The 19,354-nt window shown below is 49.7% G+C and carries 12 protein-coding genes and 1 pseudogene; 5 read left to right on the forward strand and 8 right to left on the reverse strand.

The window, feature by feature from the left end; translation table 11 throughout:
* Positions 1-1,572: 1,572 nt before the first annotated feature.
* A complete protein-coding gene (locus tag MXE41_RS12230; RefSeq protein WP_246979009.1) occupies positions 1,573-1,818 on the reverse strand; it encodes a hypothetical protein in 246 nt (81 codons plus the stop codon).
* A 1,570-nt stretch (positions 1,819-3,388) separates the two neighbouring features.
* The gene (locus MXE41_RS12235; protein WP_247100707.1) at positions 3,389-4,237 is read right to left on the reverse strand and encodes an aldo/keto reductase; all 849 of its coding nucleotides are present in this window, start codon (positions 4,235-4,237) and stop codon (positions 3,389-3,391) included.
* 1,648 nt (positions 4,238-5,885) lie between these two features.
* Between MXE41_RS12235 and MXE41_RS12240 the strand changes: the two genes are divergently transcribed.
* Positions 5,886-8,387, forward strand: a complete 2,502-nt coding sequence (locus tag MXE41_RS12240) for a methyl-accepting chemotaxis protein (RefSeq protein ID WP_247100709.1) — start codon at positions 5,886-5,888, stop codon at positions 8,385-8,387.
* A 1,357-nt stretch (positions 8,388-9,744) separates the two neighbouring features.
* The gene (locus tag MXE41_RS12245) at positions 9,745-11,169 is read left to right on the forward strand and encodes a tetratricopeptide repeat protein (RefSeq protein WP_247100711.1); all 1,425 of its coding nucleotides are present in this window, start codon (positions 9,745-9,747) and stop codon (positions 11,167-11,169) included.
* A 28-nt stretch (positions 11,170-11,197) separates the two neighbouring features.
* On the opposite strand, the pseudogene MXE41_RS12250 reads toward MXE41_RS12245, so the two are convergent.
* A pseudogene (locus tag MXE41_RS12250) lies at positions 11,198-11,290 on the reverse strand (mercuric transporter MerT family protein); the annotation flags it as partial.
* Positions 11,291-11,361: 71 nt separating this feature from the next.
* On the opposite strand from MXE41_RS12250, the gene merR reads away from it, so the two are divergent.
* Both merR and MXE41_RS12260 read left to right on the forward strand, forming a co-directional pair.
* A complete protein-coding gene (merR, locus tag MXE41_RS12255; protein ID WP_247100717.1) occupies positions 11,362-11,796 on the forward strand; it encodes an Hg(II)-responsive transcriptional regulator in 435 nt (144 codons plus the stop codon).
* A 171-nt stretch (positions 11,797-11,967) separates the two neighbouring features.
* Complete coding sequence (locus MXE41_RS12260; protein ID WP_247100719.1) at positions 11,968-14,067, forward strand: IS3 family transposase; 2,100 nt, start codon at positions 11,968-11,970, stop codon at positions 14,065-14,067.
* A gap of 1,768 nt (positions 14,068-15,835) precedes the next feature.
* On the opposite strand, the gene MXE41_RS12265 is transcribed toward MXE41_RS12260, so the two are convergent.
* The 5 genes from MXE41_RS12265 to MXE41_RS12285 all read right to left on the reverse strand — a co-directional run bounded on the left by MXE41_RS12265 (position 15,836) and on the right by MXE41_RS12285 (position 18,844).
* Positions 15,836-16,018, reverse strand: a complete 183-nt coding sequence (locus MXE41_RS12265; protein ID WP_247100721.1) for a hypothetical protein — start codon at positions 16,016-16,018, stop codon at positions 15,836-15,838.
* A gap of 284 nt (positions 16,019-16,302) precedes the next feature.
* Entirely contained in the window at positions 16,303-16,635 is a 333-nt protein-coding gene (pemK-mt, locus tag MXE41_RS12270; RefSeq protein WP_348647440.1) for a type II toxin-antitoxin system toxin endoribonuclease PemK-mt, read from the reverse strand.
* A 1-nt stretch (position 16,636) separates the two neighbouring features.
* On the reverse strand, positions 16,637-16,894 hold the full coding sequence (pemI, locus tag MXE41_RS12275; RefSeq protein WP_000557619.1) for a type II toxin-antitoxin system antitoxin PemI: 258 nt from the start codon (positions 16,892-16,894) through the stop codon (positions 16,637-16,639).
* A 349-nt stretch (positions 16,895-17,243) separates the two neighbouring features.
* A complete protein-coding gene (locus tag MXE41_RS12280; RefSeq protein WP_000027057.1) occupies positions 17,244-18,104 on the reverse strand; it encodes a broad-spectrum class A beta-lactamase TEM-1 in 861 nt (286 codons plus the stop codon).
* 182 nt (positions 18,105-18,286) lie between these two features.
* Entirely contained in the window at positions 18,287-18,844 is a 558-nt protein-coding gene (locus MXE41_RS12285; RefSeq protein ID WP_001217881.1) for a recombinase family protein, read from the reverse strand.
* Positions 18,845-19,005: 161 nt separating this feature from the next.
* Here MXE41_RS12285 and MXE41_RS12290 point away from each other — a divergent pair.
* Positions 19,006-19,354, forward strand: a 349-nt coding sequence (locus MXE41_RS12290) for a DUF4158 domain-containing protein (RefSeq protein WP_247100725.1), incomplete at its 3' end; no start/stop codon positions are given.

The raw sequence follows: 19,354 nt of genomic DNA on the forward strand, positions 1-19,354 counted from the left end.
GTGACCCTCAACTGGTCAGGATATGGCATCAATGCCGAGCTCGACCTGAGCCAGGCAATTGGCACAGCCCCAATATTTGCCCAGAACGATGCTGCAGCCCGCTTCCGCGTCAGCTACAGCTTCTAAAGACAGGCCAATGCACCAGTAATAACAGCAAAAATGACTTAAGCATGAGCATGCATCCCAAAAGGCCCGGCAAACACATGACAGCAGATCAAGACCATTGTCCCGGGCCCAAAATGAGACATGGCAACGCATGCCCGGCTGGTCATGAGATAACAGTACCGGCAGCTGCCGCGCTGCAAGTGAGATAAGAGGCACGGCAGCCGCGTGCTGAAGCATGAGATAACAGTAAGGCCCGCCAGTGCGGGTCTGAGATAACAGGTAGGCGCGACAGCCGCGTGCTGAAGCATGAGATAACAGAACGGCCCGCCTGTGCGGGTCTGAGATAACAGACGCTGCAGCCACTTGCTGTAGCATGAGATAACAGTAAGGCCCGCCAGTGCGGGGCTTAGATAACAGGCGCGGCAGCCGCGTGCGCCTGCATGAGATAACATTCCGGGCCGCCTTGCGTTGAAGGCTACCGCTTGCGGTGCCGTATTTGATAACAGTTACTGCGCTCGGTACAGAGCGCAACTCAGCATAAGGAATTCACCATGAATCTTCATTTTCAACTTAGCTCAGGCACGAGCTGTCACATTCCTCTGAAAATGGGACTTTCATTCGCTTTCAACTCCAATTCTTCCCTTCATATACCATGGCCGCATGCTCCTCAGGAACTGCCAGGAATGCCAGAACTGTCACTGGCTAAGGAACATTCGCCGTGACTCAGTCCCAGGACATTAAGCTTTATGGTTTGAGGCTTCATGCCTGTAATATTTGAGCTGTTCACTGGTTGATCTCAGCCGGTGCAAGGCTGTTCAAGCCTTTACTGCAGGTATTCAGCCGCTCTGAGGCTCTATGTCTTGTCAGTGTTCAATCTGATTTACTTGCATTGCAGGATAGGAGTTTTGCCATTTGTATGAGCTTTTGAGCGCAGCGGGCTGGTGTGGCAGCACAGCAGAACGCTGTCTGGTGAAACGGCACAGCACAACGCTGCCTGCTCAGGCTGTACAGTAGAACACGCCTGGTGCCATATTGTGCAGTCTTGAATGCCGCCTGCCCGGCTGAATGCCTGTTCTGCAGGGATTGCAGCATGTTTTGCTTTGTGGAGAGGGACTGCCAGTGTGTCGGTATGAGGTGCTGCAGCTGGAGGGATAGGGAGATCAGCCAGCCTGCTAAGACTGAAACAGGGAGCATGCCTGCAGGCTGAGGCTGTCCAGAGGGAGGGATTGCTGCCCTGGCGGCTTTGTCTGGGAGGGAGACCTGTGGGGAAAACCTGATAACAGGCATAAAAAAGGGCCCATCTGCCTGGCAGTGGGCCCATGTCACATGCTAATCGGTTTAAGCTGGCAGCCGGCCTGACGTAAGACCGGCAACTTTTGCTTTTTGAAATTCCGGGCTGCCCTTCTGGGGCCCCGTGGGCCTTACGGCCGCATATTTAACTGGTTAATGTGCAACGAGTCTGCTTTATCAGCTGCGGGTACACTGTGACTGCGTGCTGTGAGGAACTCTCATAAGGGCACGGTCAGTCTCAGTGAAGTCGGCTGCAGTTAATGTGCATTTGACAGAGTTTCTGTACAGACCATGTGCGCTGTTATCAGAGCGTGACATAATTTCCTGACCTCCTACAGCTAAGGCTATAACGAGCAGCACACCCAGACGTACTTTGTGTGATGTGGAAAGTGATGCTTTTTTCCTGGACGCAGATAACTTCATTATCCATTTTCCATAGAGCAAGGCTCTCGAGTCCTTTCTTACTGCCGTTCCAGCCAGTCGTGTTAAGGCGCTGGAGGCATAAGTTCGTCGGGTGCCTGAGTAGCAAAACATTGTGTTCTAAAGCGCTTTGCAGAGCGCGGTCTGTTTGATTGCCTGTTGCTATGACAATTGCCGCAGTTTCAGGGGTGCGGTCTTTATTTTTCAAGCCTGAATGCTGTGGACTTTTCTCTTTATGAGACCTGAATCTGCTGTGTCAGTTTCAGTTGTCTAGATATGCATTCGACTTGCTGCTGATTGTATCTAAGTGTTGTAGCCATATGCAAGTATTTTTTAAAAATTTACCAGCGACAAATCGCTTATATTGGCTATCCATTGCGATGTATACGAGGTGTAAAAATCCCATTTACATGCAGCTTTTGCATATCTAGAAAATCATAAAAATTGCTGCACATTTTTCATGCAATGATAATTATTATCATTAGCTGCCCTGACTTGGATTGAATTTTTTCAATGATTAATTTCTGAACAATGCCATCAGAATTTTCAGTTGTTTGCTCATGCTCAAAGTCACATCGCCCGCTGTCTTCCCTATGCACAAAATGCTTGTACATATTATTTTATAGCGTATCCTGATATCGAATGACGCATACAGAACTGGTAATGCAGGCGTGCAGTCATGGCTTATGATCAGGACAGGACATGCTCCTGTCTTCAGGAAGCGCCTGGGCTGTCTTCCTGTGCGTGACTAATGCTGGACTGGACAGGATAGACAGGCAGCTCATGCTGTGTGTAAACGGGGCCTGAAGCAACATAAAGTACCACTGAGCAGGTCATAACTGCTGTGCAGCGCTTCTGTAGAACTTCGGGTATGAATCAAGAGCGTGAACAAGTGAGCACGAAACAAGGCGCATGACCCAGTGAGTACTAATCAAGGTGTGCAGACCAGGGAGAACGAAACAAGGCGCATGACCCAGTGAGCACTAATCAAGGCGTGCAGACCAGGGAGAACGAAACAAGGCGCATGACCCAGTGAGCACTAATCAAGGCGTGCAGACCAGGGAGAACGAAACAAGGCGCATGATTGCGCCGCACCTTGCCTGGGCAAGACGCTGGCTGCGGTAAATGCTTGAGGTGTAATCTTAAGGCAGCTGTATTGACAGGTGAAGGGAATGTAAGGGAAGAAATGGACAAATACGATAAAGGGCGGGAACGAAATTGCATTGCGGCCCATGGTCACGGGACCGGGGCAGGATGGAATAGCGGCTGGGCATGCAGCGCTGACGGAGCGCTGCGTTAGTACCAGACATGCAGGTCAGGATGCAGGTCTGACTGCATGATTTTTTGTATGCCGACCGCATGTCTGTGGCCTTCAGGTGCAGGTGCAGGTGCAGGTGCAGGTTCATGTGCGTTGCATGCGGAGGTGCCATGTGGCTGCCTTGCCTGTCGGTGAGGGCATGGGATGCCGTTGTAGGGCAGGGGCTGTGGAGCTGGCCATGCTTTACGCCTGCCCGGTAGCGGGCAGGTATGCTGGAGCATATTAAGGACAGGCAAGCTGTGAGAGGAGTTACTTTTAGAAAGTAACCTCATCAGGATACAGGCCTGATTCACCTGTGACAGGCAGGGCGTCAATACGCTGCATGTCCTCGGCTGAGATTTCAAAATCAAAGACCTGAGTGTTTTCAACCATGCGGGATGGAGTAGCAGTCTTAGGCAGAGGCAGGGTGTTGTGCTGCAGGCACCAGCGCAGGCAGATCTGGGCTACTGACTTGCCATACTTTGCAGCCAGCTCAATGAGCAGAGGATTGTTGAAGATGCGCTCACGTCCCAGAGGGCTCCATGCCTCAACAACAATGCCTTCTTTCTGGCACAGCTCTACGGTTTCACGCTGCAGGTAACCCGGGTGGATTTCCAGCTGGTTGACCATTGGCTTTACCTCAGCGCCAAGCAGTGCCTTGAGGTGGTGTGGCAGGAAGTTGGAAACACCAATGGACTTGATGCGACCGGCCTTGTACAGCTCGGTCATGGCCTGCCAGGTGTCAAGATTAATCTGCTCCCAGTCGGCAAAGCGAGATGATGAAGCCGGCCAGTGAATAAGGTAAAGATCAAGGTACTCAAGTCCCAGATCATTGAGGGTACGATCAAATGCAGCCAGAGTAGTCTTATAGCCACGATCATCATTCCAGACCTTGCTGGTGATAAAGAGCTCTTCTCTGGCAATGCCTGAGGCACGAATACCTGCTCCTACGTCCTTTTCATTGCCATAAATGGCTGCACCATCAATATGACGATAGCCACTTTCAATGGCTTTGCGCACTACCTCGGCGCCACTTTCACCAGTAGCTACTTTCCAGGTGCCAAAACCAATGCATGGGATTGAGTAGCCGTTGCTGAGCTTGAAAGAATCGTTTAATGACTTCAAGACCTGTTTCTCCTGACTGATCAAATCTTTGTACACCTGGTTTCCCTGCTCACACGTATGAACATATATGCTGAGCAGAGCTCTGTCTGTAGGCAGATTCCATGCCTGAGAGGCTATGCCATGCCAGTTGACATATGGCATGACTGTCAGCAGATGTTGTTCCTGGCAGGCCATTCCAAACCTGTCAGATGATGCTTTGCCTGACAGGCTATGCCATGTCTGTATGCTGCTGGCCGGCACGTTGGTTTATAGCCTGCCTGATGAGCCGAAAGGTAACCATGGTGTTCTGTCTTTAGACTACCACAGCCATGCATGCACTGTGAACAAAACCATATCAATGCATATTTGTCTCAAACACAGCTGAAAATGGCCATTTCATGTGCACCATTGTGACTCCTGTATGGCAGTGTCGTTTGTGCTGCAGACTGTCACCATGAGTTTGTGCTTGCGATGCTATCCTTGTCCTTGTCCTTGTCCTTGTCCTTGTCCTTGTCCTTGTCCTTGTCCTTGTCCTTGTCTTTGTCCTGCACCTTCTCCTTTTCTTTCATCTCCTCTGACGAGAGCTCTGCCCTCTTTGATGAGCGTGCTCTATCTCAGCCCAGTTATCTTCAAGACCGTGGGCAGCTTTTGGTATAGATATGTCCGTGCCCGGTGTTGTCGTTGCAGGAGAAGCATGTACCACAAACATTGTTTGTAAGGCAGGTTCGGTAACTGACATTCACCAGCAGTCACGGGTCAATGGTCTGCCATACTGGCTGGGACAGGTTATCCCTCATTCATCATATTTTAGGGCGCCTTGTCAGCCTGCTGCTCTTCCTGAAGCATTGTCAGGTGCTGTTAGCCTTTCTTATTGCTGTCTTTTCGGGCGGGAGGTGGTTTAGTGTCTTAGGTGCTGGCCAGCTTCATGAGCACAGATTATTCGGCTTTGAAAGATAGTACATACGATATGCCGGGCTGTACGACTGGGATACCAGCCTGACAGGCAGCAGGTGGATGTCTCCTGCGTTCTTGATTGTTGTTACCAGGGCGTGCCGGGCTGATTGTGAAGACAGCCGTGGTGAGATGGTGGGAGCATAGGAGCGGATGACGGGCGGGGATGACAAGATAGGGTGGGACGTGGTGGGATGAGATGAGAAGCTTGTGCTCTGGAAATGAGCAAAGTCCGGGGCCTGTCAGATGTAGGCGCTGAAAATCTTTTTCGTGTATTTTTACCTGATTCAATATGCCCTTTGTAAGCCATGAAAGTGCGCATCTATGCAGGGCATGGTCCTTAGGTCTGAGCACAGAGGATTTACGTATGACTAGATTTAACAAAAAATCAATTTGTCCTTTATGCGACGCGACTATCTTAGCCGTGCGCAACAGCAAAGCCCGTATTGTGGCTTTTTTGTGTGCTGTCTGCCGCATCTATTGGACAATTATTATAGAAAAGGTCAAGCCTGTCATGGCCTGACCGGGTGAAAGTAAATTCAGCTTCCTCAGGAACTGTCCTGTCATGTCAAAGCTGTCGTTCATGCAGCTGTTCATGGCAGGTATTGCAGCACCCTGCTCCAGGACATAAATATGTTCTGGACGGCTCTTGCTGACTGTATGAACCTTGATCCCGGTTAAATCACAACGGTCATGGTTCAGGCAGTGAGAACTGTTTATGCTCAAATTTCTGTGTAACCTCAGGGTTCGTGCCAAACTGCTGCTGAGTTTCTTTTCCGTGCTGATACTGACGTCAGCTGCCTCGGTCAGCTCATTAATCTTCATTGACAATACCCTTGAGGTAGTAGAGCAGACTGATGCCCTGCTTTCACGTGATTATGAGCAGGTAAGTGGCGTTCAGAACAGACTGGCCGCACTTGATTACAAAATCTATGACTTCCTTTCAGGCCGCATTACCGATCAGAGCGAGCGCACTAAGGCTGTCTTTGCTCTGATTGATGAAATCAAGGTCTTTGAAGCTGACATCAGAGAAATGCGTGCCAGCAACCATGCTGACAAGGAAAAACTGGACAAGGCACGTAATCTGGCTCTTGAGTGGGCCAGGATTTTCCGTACCCGAGCCAAGGCCCAGCTGCTTATTGGCTCTATAGAGGGCTTCTCTGTTGTGTATAACGAGAGCCTCGGTCCGCTCAACAACCAGGCCTACTCTGTTTGTTCAGACATTATTGCAAGTCAGCATAAGCGCATTACCAGTATGACAGGTAAGCTTGCTGACAGCCCGGTGCGTCGTGACATCATCATTGCCATGACTGCCTCTCTGATTGCCAGCATTGTTATTGCTCTGGCCATTTCAGGAAACATCCTGTCTCACCTGCGTTACTGCTCTGACAGAGCTCAGCGTATTGCAGCTGGCGAACTTGATATCAGGATCAAGACCAGGACTCACGACGAGTTTGGCGAGCTCATTATGGCCATTGAGCGCATGAAAAACGCCATAAACGAGCATATCGGCACTGTAGCCGAGCAGACCATTGAGGTGGTGGCCCGACTCAATCAGATTTCTGTGGCAGACCATGCTATTTCCACTGAGCTTCATGAGCATCAGAATCATGCTGTGAATGTTTCCTCAGCTGTTAATGAGATGACCAGTACCACAGCCGAAATTGCCCGCAGCTGTGAAAGTGCTGCCGTAACCTCTGAGCAGACTCATGATGCTACATCCCATGGCATCAGCTCAGCACGCAATACTATTGAGCGTATCCGCGCTCAGGCTGTTAATACCCGCAATGATGCTGACAATATAGCTGCTCTGGTCGATCATTCCAGAAGTATTTCTGCCATCGTCACTACCATTGAAGATATCGCCTCCAAGACCAACCTGCTGGCCCTCAACGCTGCAATTGAGGCAGCCCGTGCCGGCGCTGCAGGCCGTGGCTTTGCCGTAGTTGCTGATGAAGTATGTGCCCTTGCTGCTCAGACAGCCCGGTCTACTTCGCAGATTCGCGCTACCATTGAGAGCGTACAGAAGAACACTTCATCCTGCCTTGAGTCGATGAATGCCTCAGTTGCCAATATTGAGTCCATCGCTAATGAGGCCGATGAACTTCAGAGTATTTTTGATGACATTGTGGCCAAGGTCGACAGCCTTAATGATCAGGTAACCAGAATTTCGACTTCAGCCGAGCAGCAGCACTGCTCCACAGGCGAAATCTCCAAGAATATCTGCTCCATTACCAGTACCAGTCAGCATATCAGCTCGATGACTACCGATAACCTCAGTGCTCTTGATGACCTTGTAGACAGAGTATTCAACATGCAAAAAGCCGTCAGCTACTTCAGGACTGAGGCTACTGTTCAGATGATGGCGGCCGCTGCAGCTTATGCTAAGGATGGAATGGATTCCGATGCAAATACTGATACTGGGGATGATGCAGCCTGCTGTGCTGTTAAGCAGCCTGACATACCTGCAGAAGGTACATACTCCATGAGTGGACGCAGCTGGTCAACCAGCACAAATACCGCTATTAGTGCTGCAGGCAGCATTGGCACGAACTCCATTGGTACAAACACTATTGGCACTGGGACCACTGGCGCAGGCAGCAGTGTCGGAGGCCGCAGCGCTGCGACTGCTGGCTCATATGCTGGCAGCACCACCAGTTATCACAGGCACATTGGCTCGGCAAGTGCCATGATTGAAACCATGATGGCTTCCCAGCATGAATCAGGAGCTGACTATACTAACAGCCACCTTCGTGATGTTACTGCAGCGCTTATCAAATCCGCAGCTGACCATAAGCAGGCATCTCATGTAAGCAGTGCTGTCCGCAGTGCAGCAGTCAGTCGTACAGCGGCCTCCTTCAGCAGTGCCACAAGCAGCTCCAGCAGCTCCGCCACAGGCAGCTCAAGCAGCTCAGGGACCTCCATGCGCAGCTCCAGTGGCAGCGGCTCAGCAATGCGCGGCTCAGGCAGCTACAGCAAAGGCTCTTTACTGTCAGCCTATGCAGCTGCTGGAAGCACCATTAAGAGCCTTAAGAGTGTGTCTGCGGGTTCTGTCTCTGGAAGTGCAGCATCAGCTCATGGATTTAACCACTCTTCACCAGGGACAACAGTACACAAAGCAGGTGCCATAACCATGCATCAGCGTCATGCCTCAAGGAGTGTAAACGTCGCAGGCAACTACACTTCAGCTCAGCTGACCACCATGGCCCCTGCAGCCTGATGCATCGCACAGCAGGCATAGCCGGTGCGTACAGTTCTGTGCGGCCGATCAGGGCGCACTGCAGTTCAGCCCGACCTGAGCTCATTATGAGCTCAGTGCAGGGATGACTGCTTGCCTGCAGTGCTGCTGAGCAATAATCGACTCAAACTCCACACAGGGCCCTGCCACTTACTGGCAGGGCCTTTTTTCTGCCTCATACCGGACAAATCAGCCCACCAGTTGCGGCGCCCCGGCAGTATAACGAGTGTTCATAAGCTTTTCGTGCGCGGCTGGTTTTAGTCTCAGGCTCCCTGATACGTGCTTCAGTAAAGGTTTAGTTGTTAGAGCTATATGTTATATCTGGCATCTTTAGTGAGCAGGCGCTTTGACTATATGGAATCGTGTATTCAGGCGTTTTTATCGTCGGGCTGGTATGGAGGTGCTGACAAGCTAACACTGTTATGGTCAGGATTGATGTGCTGGATCACATGTCTGGACGCTGGTCGTCACTAAATGACAGCTCTCTGTATGTTGCCCAGGGTATTTAGGATAGAATGAAATGAGATTAAGCTCTGTTAATCACATCCTTGTATTCACGTACGGTTAATGCTTTGCATCCTTGTCTTGAGCATGCACAGACTGGCATCAAGATAGCCTGTTTAAGCCTGTAAAAGGCGGTCAGGCTGTTTAAGACTCCACTGTGTTCAGCTAACTATGAAGCAGTAATTAGACACTGCCATAAAGGACAGAACCGGCTGTCCTGAGCCCCCATCTTGGGCATCATGGGCACCATTTGTCTTTTCCATATCAGAGATTAAAGCCCATTACGGGCTCTGAAAAATATGCTTCATATGGCCGTCAACCGGGCACTTTTGCGGTAACATCAGGTACTATGCGCTACATATAACAGGTATTGAGACAGCCCTTGAGAACCTGCCTCATACACTCTGTCAGACACTTCGCAAGATACTTCTTCAGGTACTACGTCAGGTACTCATTACGTATTTGTCCGTTGCTACGTCAGACTCCCCGTCTGGACATGGCTCAAAAGGTCATTTCCGATCAGAGGCACGGCTGTTGCGCAATGTCCGCAACTGGGAGTCCTGCAGGGGACAACAGTGCTTGATACGCCCCGTGCTGACAGTTATCAGGCCCCTGATACATCAGCTCTGCGTAATACTGAGGGGCTGAGTTGTCAAGGCTGTCAGAGCTTGATGAGCCGACTCGTTTTGGCCTTTCATGCCTTATTTTCATCATGCGCCTTTCCGTGAGTTATGGGCATGATTTTTGTAGCTGCCTTACTGTCCTTGTCTTTTTGCCGGTAATCATAAGACGCAGTTACATGCTGAATCCTTAGCTAACTTTCAGGGTTTTTATTATGTCTGGTATTAAAACTGCTCCCAATAGTAATGGACTTAGAACATCCCTTCTGGTCCTTGGGCTTTGCTCAGTGATCTCTGGTGCAGCTATCAGTGGTGTTGCCCATGCTGGTACCGGACTTAAGAATCCGGCCAACGTTCAGCCTGAGAAGATTATTTCCCAGATTGAGGCTAATCTTGCCGATCCTGAGCACATGAAAAAGATGCAGCGTCAGGTAGAACTCAATGATCAGCGCCTGCTGGGCAGTGCCAGCCTTTCCCGTCAGACTAACGAAGCGGGCGACGCTCACAGTCATGATGGCAAAGCTGTTCTCGAAACAGCTGAGATAAAGAAACTCACCTCAAAATGTGAAGGCGCCAATGATCTGGAGGCCTGTCAGCGTCTTGGTATTCACTATTCCTCACTTGCCATTGACCACAATACTGATATTGACATCAATATGAAGCTGGCCGCTTTCAACCTTGAAAAGGCCTGTACAGGTGGTCTTAAGACAGCATGTACTGTCTGGGGGCATGCTCTTGGCATGTACGGCAACTATTTCGTTGATGATCGCAGCCCTAAGCAGGACTATTCCTATGGTTACAAGCTGCTTTCTCACTCCTGTGAACTGGATGACCCTTTTGGCTGCACCATGTCGGGCCTGATGCTTTTCCAGGGTCGTGGTGTAGAGAAAGACCAGAATGCTGCCAGGGGGATGTTCACCAGGGCATGTGATCTGGCTCTTGCAAAGCCTGATTATGTGCGCAAGTCAGAGAGCAATCTGGGCATGGGCTGCTATTACGCAGGCCGTCTGGTTGCCCTGGAGCACAATACAGCTTCAAAAGACCCAAAGTCCAACGTCATACCTGCTGACTCCGTCTCCTATTACGAAAAAGGCTGCGAGCTTAACAGCCCTGATGCCTGTATGGATCTTGCCAATTACTATACAGCTGCAGGTGACGGTACCAGAGCTATTGAGTTCTCTCAGCGTGCCTGCTTTGCCGGCAACTCCTCAGTATGTCTGGCCAATGCAGTTCAGCTGCATAACCAGGGCGATGATGCTTCAGCAAACAGATTCCTTGATGCCGGCTGCCAGATGGGCAATGGTGATGCCTGTACTCTTTATGCCAGCAATATGCTCTCAGGTATAGCCATGAAGCAGGACACTTCGACAGCTATTGCCATGCTCGAGCAGGCCTGCAAAATAAACAATGGTCTTTCCTGCATGTACCTTGGTCGACTGTGCGAAACTGGCGGTGCCGAGGTGCCAAATTACAGCACTCCGGTCAATCTCGACCACGCCAGTATCTACTATGCCCGTGCCTGCAATCTGGGCATTGCTGCCGCCTGCGAGTCCCAGAATAATGTAGAGGCCCTGCGCGCCGCATCTTTGCGCAACAATAGCAGCACCCCTGTACCTCCTCCACCTCCACTGGGCCGCTAGTATCAGATTTCAAAAGTTTTGACCCACTGAGTACTAGCGGCCCCAGGCAGCAGGTCGATGCAAGAATGGCGGCCAGCCCGCCGGCGAAGAGCGCACCGCGCCCGTTTTGTGGTTCAGACATACGTTGGCCCTTTTGAATTTGGATTGGATAGCGTAACCTTACTTCCGTACTCATGTACGGAGTCAAGCGATATGGAAAATAATTTGGAAAACCTGACCATTGGCGTTTTTGCCAAGGCGGCCGGGGTCAACGTGGAGACAATCCGCTTCTATCAGCGCAAGGGCCTGTTGCGGGAACCGGACAAGCCTTACGGCAGCATCCGCCGCTATGGGGAGGCGGACGTGGTTCGGGTGAAATTCGTGAAATCGGCACAGCGGCTGGGGTTCAGTCTGGACGAGATTGCCGAGCTGTTGCGGCTCGACGATGGCACCCACTGCGAGGAGGCCAGCAGCCTGGCCGAACACAAGCTCAAGGACGTGCGCGAGAAGATGGCCGACTTGGCGCGCATGGAAACCGTGCTGTCTGAACTCGTGTGCGCCTGCCATGCACGAAAGGGGAATGTTTCCTGCCCGTTGTTCGCGTCACTACAGGGCGAAGCAGGCCTGGCAAGGTCAGCTATGCCTTAGCGTGCTTTATTTTCCGTTTTCTGAGGTGCCCCCTAATAGTGTTCTTCCATTTCGGTAAAAATCCCTACCATGGATTCCCACTCGTCCGGGAGGTAATGTGCCATGGTATTTTATACAGTAAAATATGTTCTGATAGAAACCTGAACCTGTTTTGAGTCAAAGGGGTAATCGATGAAGTGCGAGCAACTTGAAAACATAATCAGCCTTCGCCACGAGGGTCTGGGTGAGAAAGCTATTTCCAACAAGTTGAAAATGAGCCATGGCATTGTCGGATGGTACTTGCTGTTTATTGAGATCCATGGTGAAGAAAGTGCTCGCAAGTTCAATTTGAGAGTAGGTCGTCCTTCTTACACGAAGGTTCAGTTTTTAGGTATTCACAACTGTGTACTTGAGTCAAAGTGTGGATATGAGCGTGCAGAGATCTACTTTAAGATTCCACGCAACAAGCTTCGAGCCAGGCTGCAAAAGTACTTTGGCAAGGATGGTTTCTCCCATCCTGCTCCAAATGGCGTGCCAATGGAGCCAGAGCATGTTAAAAGACAGTGCTATTTGCATGAGGTAGAGGCAAATAAAGATGCCGGTCTGGTTTCGTCTCAATACGATCAGCTTTCGGAAGAGGAACTGGCAGCCGGCGCTGCAATTGAGATTGATCCTTTTGCTCCATTTATGGATTCAAGGTTGAGTGACTTCGATTTCAGTCTGGACAAGGAAGGCTATGCAACTTTCAGCCAGAGCCTGACTGAAAGTGTGAAGGTGCAGCCCGACAAGCCTTGTATCTTCGGCAGGGCAAAAGAGAATATTAAATACTATCCTCCTAAAAAGGTGAACAGAAACAAGGGCCAGCTTGACAGTAAAGATGAGCAGGCCTTATGCACGTTCATCTTCGCTCCTGAATATGCGGCAACTTTCCTCTCACAGCTCTGTAAGCATTCGTTTGTCGACTGTGGCCTGTATTTGTCATTAGAGCAGGTTAAGCTGATGTATGGCAGTCTGCTCAATGAGGCTGGCTATTTTGATTGCTGCGATGAGGTTGTTGCCAGACTTGCGAAGCAGGAGCAAATCAGCATCGATTTTATTGAGAATGCTCAATCAGGAACTTCAAAAACTCCAAAGAAAGAGGCCTTTTTAAATATTGTTGAAGCTGAACGCTACTTTCTGGGTGAGTTCCCGGCTCGTGTTCCAGCAAGTACATATAACCCAGGGTCAAGGGCACCGCTTCCACGTATTGATACCCGCAGTGAGGGCTTCCATGATCTGCCAGAGCATCATCGCAGAACGTTACTTGATAGAGAGCAGACAGAATTTGATATAAGAAAAGCTGCAGCAGAGCTGATAGAGCTCGAGGGTTTAAAGCCATTGCCAGGTCATGAGCTCATCAAATGGCGTTATCGTACTGCCAGCTTTCTTATTGAGAGGCACCCTGAGTGGAAACCGTCCACAATTAAGAATATGGTCGGCATAACATCAAGACAGTTCAACTATTACCAGGAGCATCCTGACTCTCTTGATCCTTATGCAGTCATTGAAACTAAATTCAAGTACTGTTTTAAGGAGATTGGTAAAGGGCTCGCTGGTCGCCGTGTTATGGCCAAGCTGCTCAGAAAGCACTTTGGAATCTATCTTGCGCCTGCAACTGTAGCCAAGCTGATGAAAAAGTACGGTCTGAAAGTGCACAGAAACCATCCCAGGCCCAATCCATACAGCTCATTCTTAAAAGGGCTCAAGGGCGCCCATCCTGAGCTTCTTGGCCGCAATTTCCACTCAGAAATATTTGGCGAAAAGATTGTTACTGACATCTCAGAGATGATCGTTTGTGGGGAGAAGGTCTACCTGTCCATTTATATGGATCTTGCTACAAACATGATTCTTACGGCCACCATATCCAAATCTCCAAGCGTTGCTATGGTGATTGATGGTCTTGAGAAGGCTCTTGATAAGATTCCTGACGAAGTTATTACAATAGTTCACAGCGATCAGGGACATCACTACAAGCGATTTGCCTATACCGATGTTGCAAACAATGCAGTCAACACCTTCCTGAGTAACTCAAGAAAGGGCAACTGCTATGATAATGGCAAGTGCGAGGGTCGATTCTCCGTACTTAAGAAAGAGATGTTCTTCGGTCGCAAATTCAGAAGTCTTAACCAGTTCTACAGATCTCTGTTCAACTACATTGCATGGTACAACATGTACAGGCCACAGATTTGTCTCGGTGGTCTCACGCCTCTAGAAAAGAAGACTCAACTGGATGAGATAGCCATGGCTGCCTGATACAGGCTCAGTCGTTATGGCTAACAATGATTTCTGCATGCATAAGAATGCATGCTCTCAATGTGCTGGCTTGCCGCTGGTACTTGTATCAATTGGCTGCAGACAGGCTAATGCCATACCTGCTTCGCTGATTGAAACTATTTAGGCTCTGCCTTGCAGACAGTATAAATAGAGCGCTTAAGCGGCTTAATCATGCTGTTCTGACTTGAAATTTGTTGATTTGCTACGTCCAGAGATCCGTCCGCAGCAAATGCGGGCAATCTGCACATGGCAAGTCCACTGCGTTGGCCTCACATAACGTGCACAGGCTCCCTGTGCGGGCTTCTACCCTATGCCGCTTGCGCGGCCTGCAGCAGCTCCACAGGCTGACCGCTGCATGCACAAACAACTGACAGTCTTGCCTGCCGGGCTGCTTACGCTGCTTAAACAGGCCAGTCTGCTGGTGCTTTTCAGACTTGCTACGTCCATAGATCCGTCCGCAGCAAATGCGGGCAATCTGCGCATGGCAAGTCCACTGCGTGGGCCTCACATAACGTGCACAGGCTCCCTGCGCGGGCTTCTGCCCTATGCCGCTTGCGCGGCCTGCAGCAGCCACACAGGCTGACCGCCGCATGCACAAATAGCTGACAGTCTTGCCTGCCAGGCTGCTTACGCCGCTTAAACAGGCCAGTCTGCTGGTGCTTTTCAGACTTGCTACGTCCAGAGATCCGTCCGCAGCAAATGCGGGCAATCTGCGCATGGCAAGTCCTCTGCGTTGGCCTCACATAACGTGCACAGGCTCCCTGCGCGGGCTTCTGCCCTATGCCGCTTGCGCGGCCTGCAGCAGCCACACAGGCTGACCGCAGCAAGCACAAACAACTGACAGTCTTGCCTGCCGGGATGCTTACGCTGCTTAAACAGGCCAGTCTGCTGGTGCTTTTCAGACTTGCTACGTCCATAGATCCGTCCGCAGCAAATGCGGGCAATCTGCGCATGGCAAGTCCACTGGGTTGGCCTCACATAACGTGCACAGGCTCCCTGTGCAAGCTGCTCAGCTGCAACCGCATTAAGGGCAACTGCAAGTACACTTGCAGCTGCATGCCGCTGTCGCGTCATGCAGCTGCGCAAAGGTTGATAACTTGGACGTAAAGATATCAGCCGAGGCTTAATTCGTAGTGTTGATATCAATATCGATAACAGTCGAATTAAAGTGAGTTAGTTATAGGTAACCATAGTTAGTTATAAATAAAATGGGTCTATCTTTTCTTACTATAGCTTGACCCTACCATGTGCTTGAGTACCGGAACTGGAAACAATCCCCGCCGCGAACAGCGGGAGGGAAGTATGGTGGGAGTCTCTATCTCTCCGCAAGCCATACATCAAAAGAGTGAGGCTTAGCCTTGCTGTGGGGGATTGTCCTACCGGTTCGACAGATTTACCTTTAGCTGTGGAAGTACCCGGTTGGAAGCCCGTCAGGGCTATAAAAGGCTGCGACAGCAGCAACATTAAAAGGTATGTGAATGAGTGTGGCAGGCACAGTACGTATCCGTACTGTGCCTGCCACTGAGATACCTGAGGGTATCTCTGGTTCTGCCGGTCTCTCGGGGCAGTTCCTGGAAGCTCCCAGAGAGATATACGCCATGCCCTGCTTGCGCTTGGCATGGCGAGGGCTCAGAAGTAGAAACTGCACAGTGTTTTGAAACTGAAGCCCACAATCAAATGTTTGCTGCCGGACATTTGATTGGAGACTAAAGTTAAACATGTTTGCGGGCGGTTTTATTTCAAAACGTTACGAAATATCGTTGACACGCGTCGATTGCTGAGTCATTGATGAAATCAGTGCTGTTTTCTCTTCGAGGGACCATACTAATTTTCTTTGGTATCTTCGATTTATAATTAATTTATCATCCAGATACCACTCGTATAATTCTTCTGCTGTCTTGGAGTCAATATCTAAGTTTTCATTAGCCATTAGATGTATCTCGAGTATTTAGTTAAGAAACTGATAGGTCAGTATTTGCATCAATGTTCATTGAATTTGTATCCGAAGTCAATCTGATGTAGGAACTTCAAAACTGCGCAAAACACGCAAATACGCACAAGAAAGTAGGGCTGCGCTTGGAATTCGGAAAATAAACCACATCAAAACTACTTTTTAGCCAAATAACGTTTGGGAATCACCAGAATGGTGGGACAACAGCGGTTTTAGTGCCCTAAATCGTACGTTTTCATCCAGTTGCCCCTCAAACCCCATGTTCAAGTCAGAATAGTGGACAGGCGGCCAAGAACTTCGTTCATGATAGTCTCCGGAACCCGTTCGAGTCGTTTTCCGCCCCGTGCTTTCATATCAATTGTCCGGGGTTGATCGCAACGTACAACACCTGTGGTACGTATGCCAACACCATCCAACGACACCGCAAAGCCGGCAGTGCGGGCAAAATTGCCTCCGCTGGTTACGGGCACAACAACAGGCAGGCGGGTCACGCGATTAAAGGCCGCCGGTGTGACAATCAGCACCGGCCGCGTTCCCTGCTGCTCATGACCTGCGGTAGGATCAAGCGAGACAAGCCAGATTTCCCCTATTTCCATGTCAGATTTCCTCCTGACCAGTCGCCGGTGCATCCAGCCATTCTCGTTCTTCAGCTGATATTTCAGCATTCGGATCACACTGTGCCAGTAGCTCAGCCAGTGAATATTGCGGGCGTCTGTACGGCTCAACAATCAGCCGGCCATTATCAATGACCATGCCAACTTCATTATCTGTGCCCAGAGACAGCGCATTCAGCAGTGCCGGTGGGACGGTCAGCATAACTGAGCCGCCAACCCTCTTCAGTCGGGTGGTATGCATTCTTCACCTCCATAAAAGTTATATTTAAATATAACATCCACTAAAAAAACACACCAGGCTTTAACGCACAATGTTTAATAAAAATATAACTTTCAACCAAACAGTAAACCCAGCGTGGTTGCTTCCATATGCAGCAATACCGGCAGCAGCAGGCCACCACTTCTGATCCTGGCCACTGATGTAATCAACCCCACCAGGAACAGGGGTCTGACGCTCAGTGGAACGAAAACTCACGTTAAGGGATTTTGGTCATGAGATTATCAAAAAGGATCTTCACCTAGATCCTTTTAAATTAAAAATGAAGTTTTAAATCAATCTAAAGTATATATGAGTAAACTTGGTCTGACAGTTACCAATGCTTAATCAGTGAGGCACCTATCTCAGCGATCTGTCTATTTCGTTCATCCATAGTTGCCTGACTCCCCGTCGTGTAGATAACTACGATACGGGAGGGCTTACCATCTGGCCCCAGTGCTGCAATGATACCGCGAGACCCACGCTCACCGGCTCCAGATTTATCAGCAATAAACCAGCCAGCCGGAAGGGCCGAGCGCAGAAGTGGTCCTGCAACTTTATCCGCCTCCATCCAGTCTATTAATTGTTGCCGGGAAGCTAGAGTAAGTAGTTCGCCAGTTAATAGTTTGCGCAACGTTGTTGCCATTGCTGCAGGCATCGTGGTGTCACGCTCGTCGTTTGGTATGGCTTCATTCAGCTCCGGTTCCCAACGATCAAGGCGAGTTACATGATCCCCCATGTTGTGCAAAAAAGCGGTTAGCTCCTTCGGTCCTCCGATCGTTGTCAGAAGTAAGTTGGCAGCAGTGTTATCACTCATGGTTATGGCAGCACTGCATAATTCTCTTACTGTCATGCCATCCGTAAGATGCTTTTCTGTGACTGGTGAGTACTCAACCAAGTCATTCTGAGAATAGTGTATGCGGCGACCGAGTTGCTCTTGCCCGGCGTCAACACGGGATAATACCGCACCACATAGCAGAACTTTAAAAGTGCTCATCATTGGAAAACGTTCTTCGGGGCGAAAACTCTCAAGGATCTTACCGCTGTTGAGATCCAGTTCGATGTAACCCACTCGTGCACCCAACTGATCTTCAGCATCTTTTACTTTCACCAGCGTTTCTGGGTGAGCAAAAACAGGAAGGCAAAATGCCGCAAAAAAGGGAATAAGGGCGACACGAAAATGTTGAATACTCATACTCTTCCTTTTTCAATATTATTGAAGCATTTACCAGGGTTATTGTCTCATGAGCGGATACATATTTGAATGTATTTAGAAAAATAAACAAATAGGGGTTCCGCGCACATTTCCCCGAAAAGTGCCACCTGACGTCTAAGAAACCATTATTATCATGACATTAACCTATAAAAATAGGCGTATCACGAGGCCCTTTCGTCTTCAAGAATTTTATAAACCGTGGAGCGGGCAATACTGAGCTGATGAGCAATTTCCGTTGCACCAGTGCCCTTCTGATGAAGCGTCAGCACGACGTTCCTGTCCACGGTACGCCTGCGGCCAAATTTGATTCCTTTCAGCTTTGCTTCCTGTCGGCCCTCATTCGTGCGCTCTAGGATCCTCCGGCGTTCAGCCTGTGCCACAGCCGACAGGATGGTGACCACCATTTGCCCCATATCACCGTCGGTACTGATCCCGTCGTCAATAAACCGAACCGCTACACCCTGAGCATCAAACTCTTTTATCAGTTGGATCATGTCGGCGGTGTCGCGGCCAAGACGGTCGAGCTTCTTCACCAGAATGACATCACCTTCCTCCACCTTCATCCTCAGCAAATCCAGCCCTTCCCGATCTGTTGAACTGCCGGATGCCTTGTCGGTAAAGATGCGGTTAGCTTTTACCCCTGCATCTTTGAGCGCTCTGATCTGAATATCGAGGGACTGCTGGCTGGTTGAGACCCGCGCATAACCAAAAATTCGCATAAAAATGTACCTTAAATCGAATATCAGACACGATGTGTCTATTATGCCAAAATGACGATTTAATGGACACTCAAACGAAGCCGTTTTACTATGTCTGATAATTTATAATATTTCGAACGGTTGCAGTTGTGTTAAAAAAGCCGTCAGGCAGGGAGGCCGATATGCCCGTTGATTTTTTGACCACTGAGCAGGTTGAGAGTTATGGCAGGTTCACTGGCGAACCCGATGAACTTCAGCTGGCGCGTTATTTTCATCTTGATGAAGCGGATAAAGAATTTATCGGGAAAAGCCGGGGTGATCACAATCGACTTGGTATTGCCCTGCAAATCGGGTGTGTGCGTTTTCTGGGCACTTTTCTTACTGACATGAATCATATTCCTTCGGGCGTCCGGCATTTTACCGCCAGACAGCTCGGGATTCGTGATATCACCGTTCTTGCAGAATACGGTCAGAGGGAAAATACCCGCCGTGAGCATGCAGCGCTGATACGTCAGCACTATCAGTATCGTG

The organism is Anaerobiospirillum sp. NML120449 (genome assembly GCF_023051105.1).
Taxonomy (GTDB): Bacteria; Pseudomonadota; Gammaproteobacteria; order Enterobacterales; family Succinivibrionaceae; genus Anaerobiospirillum.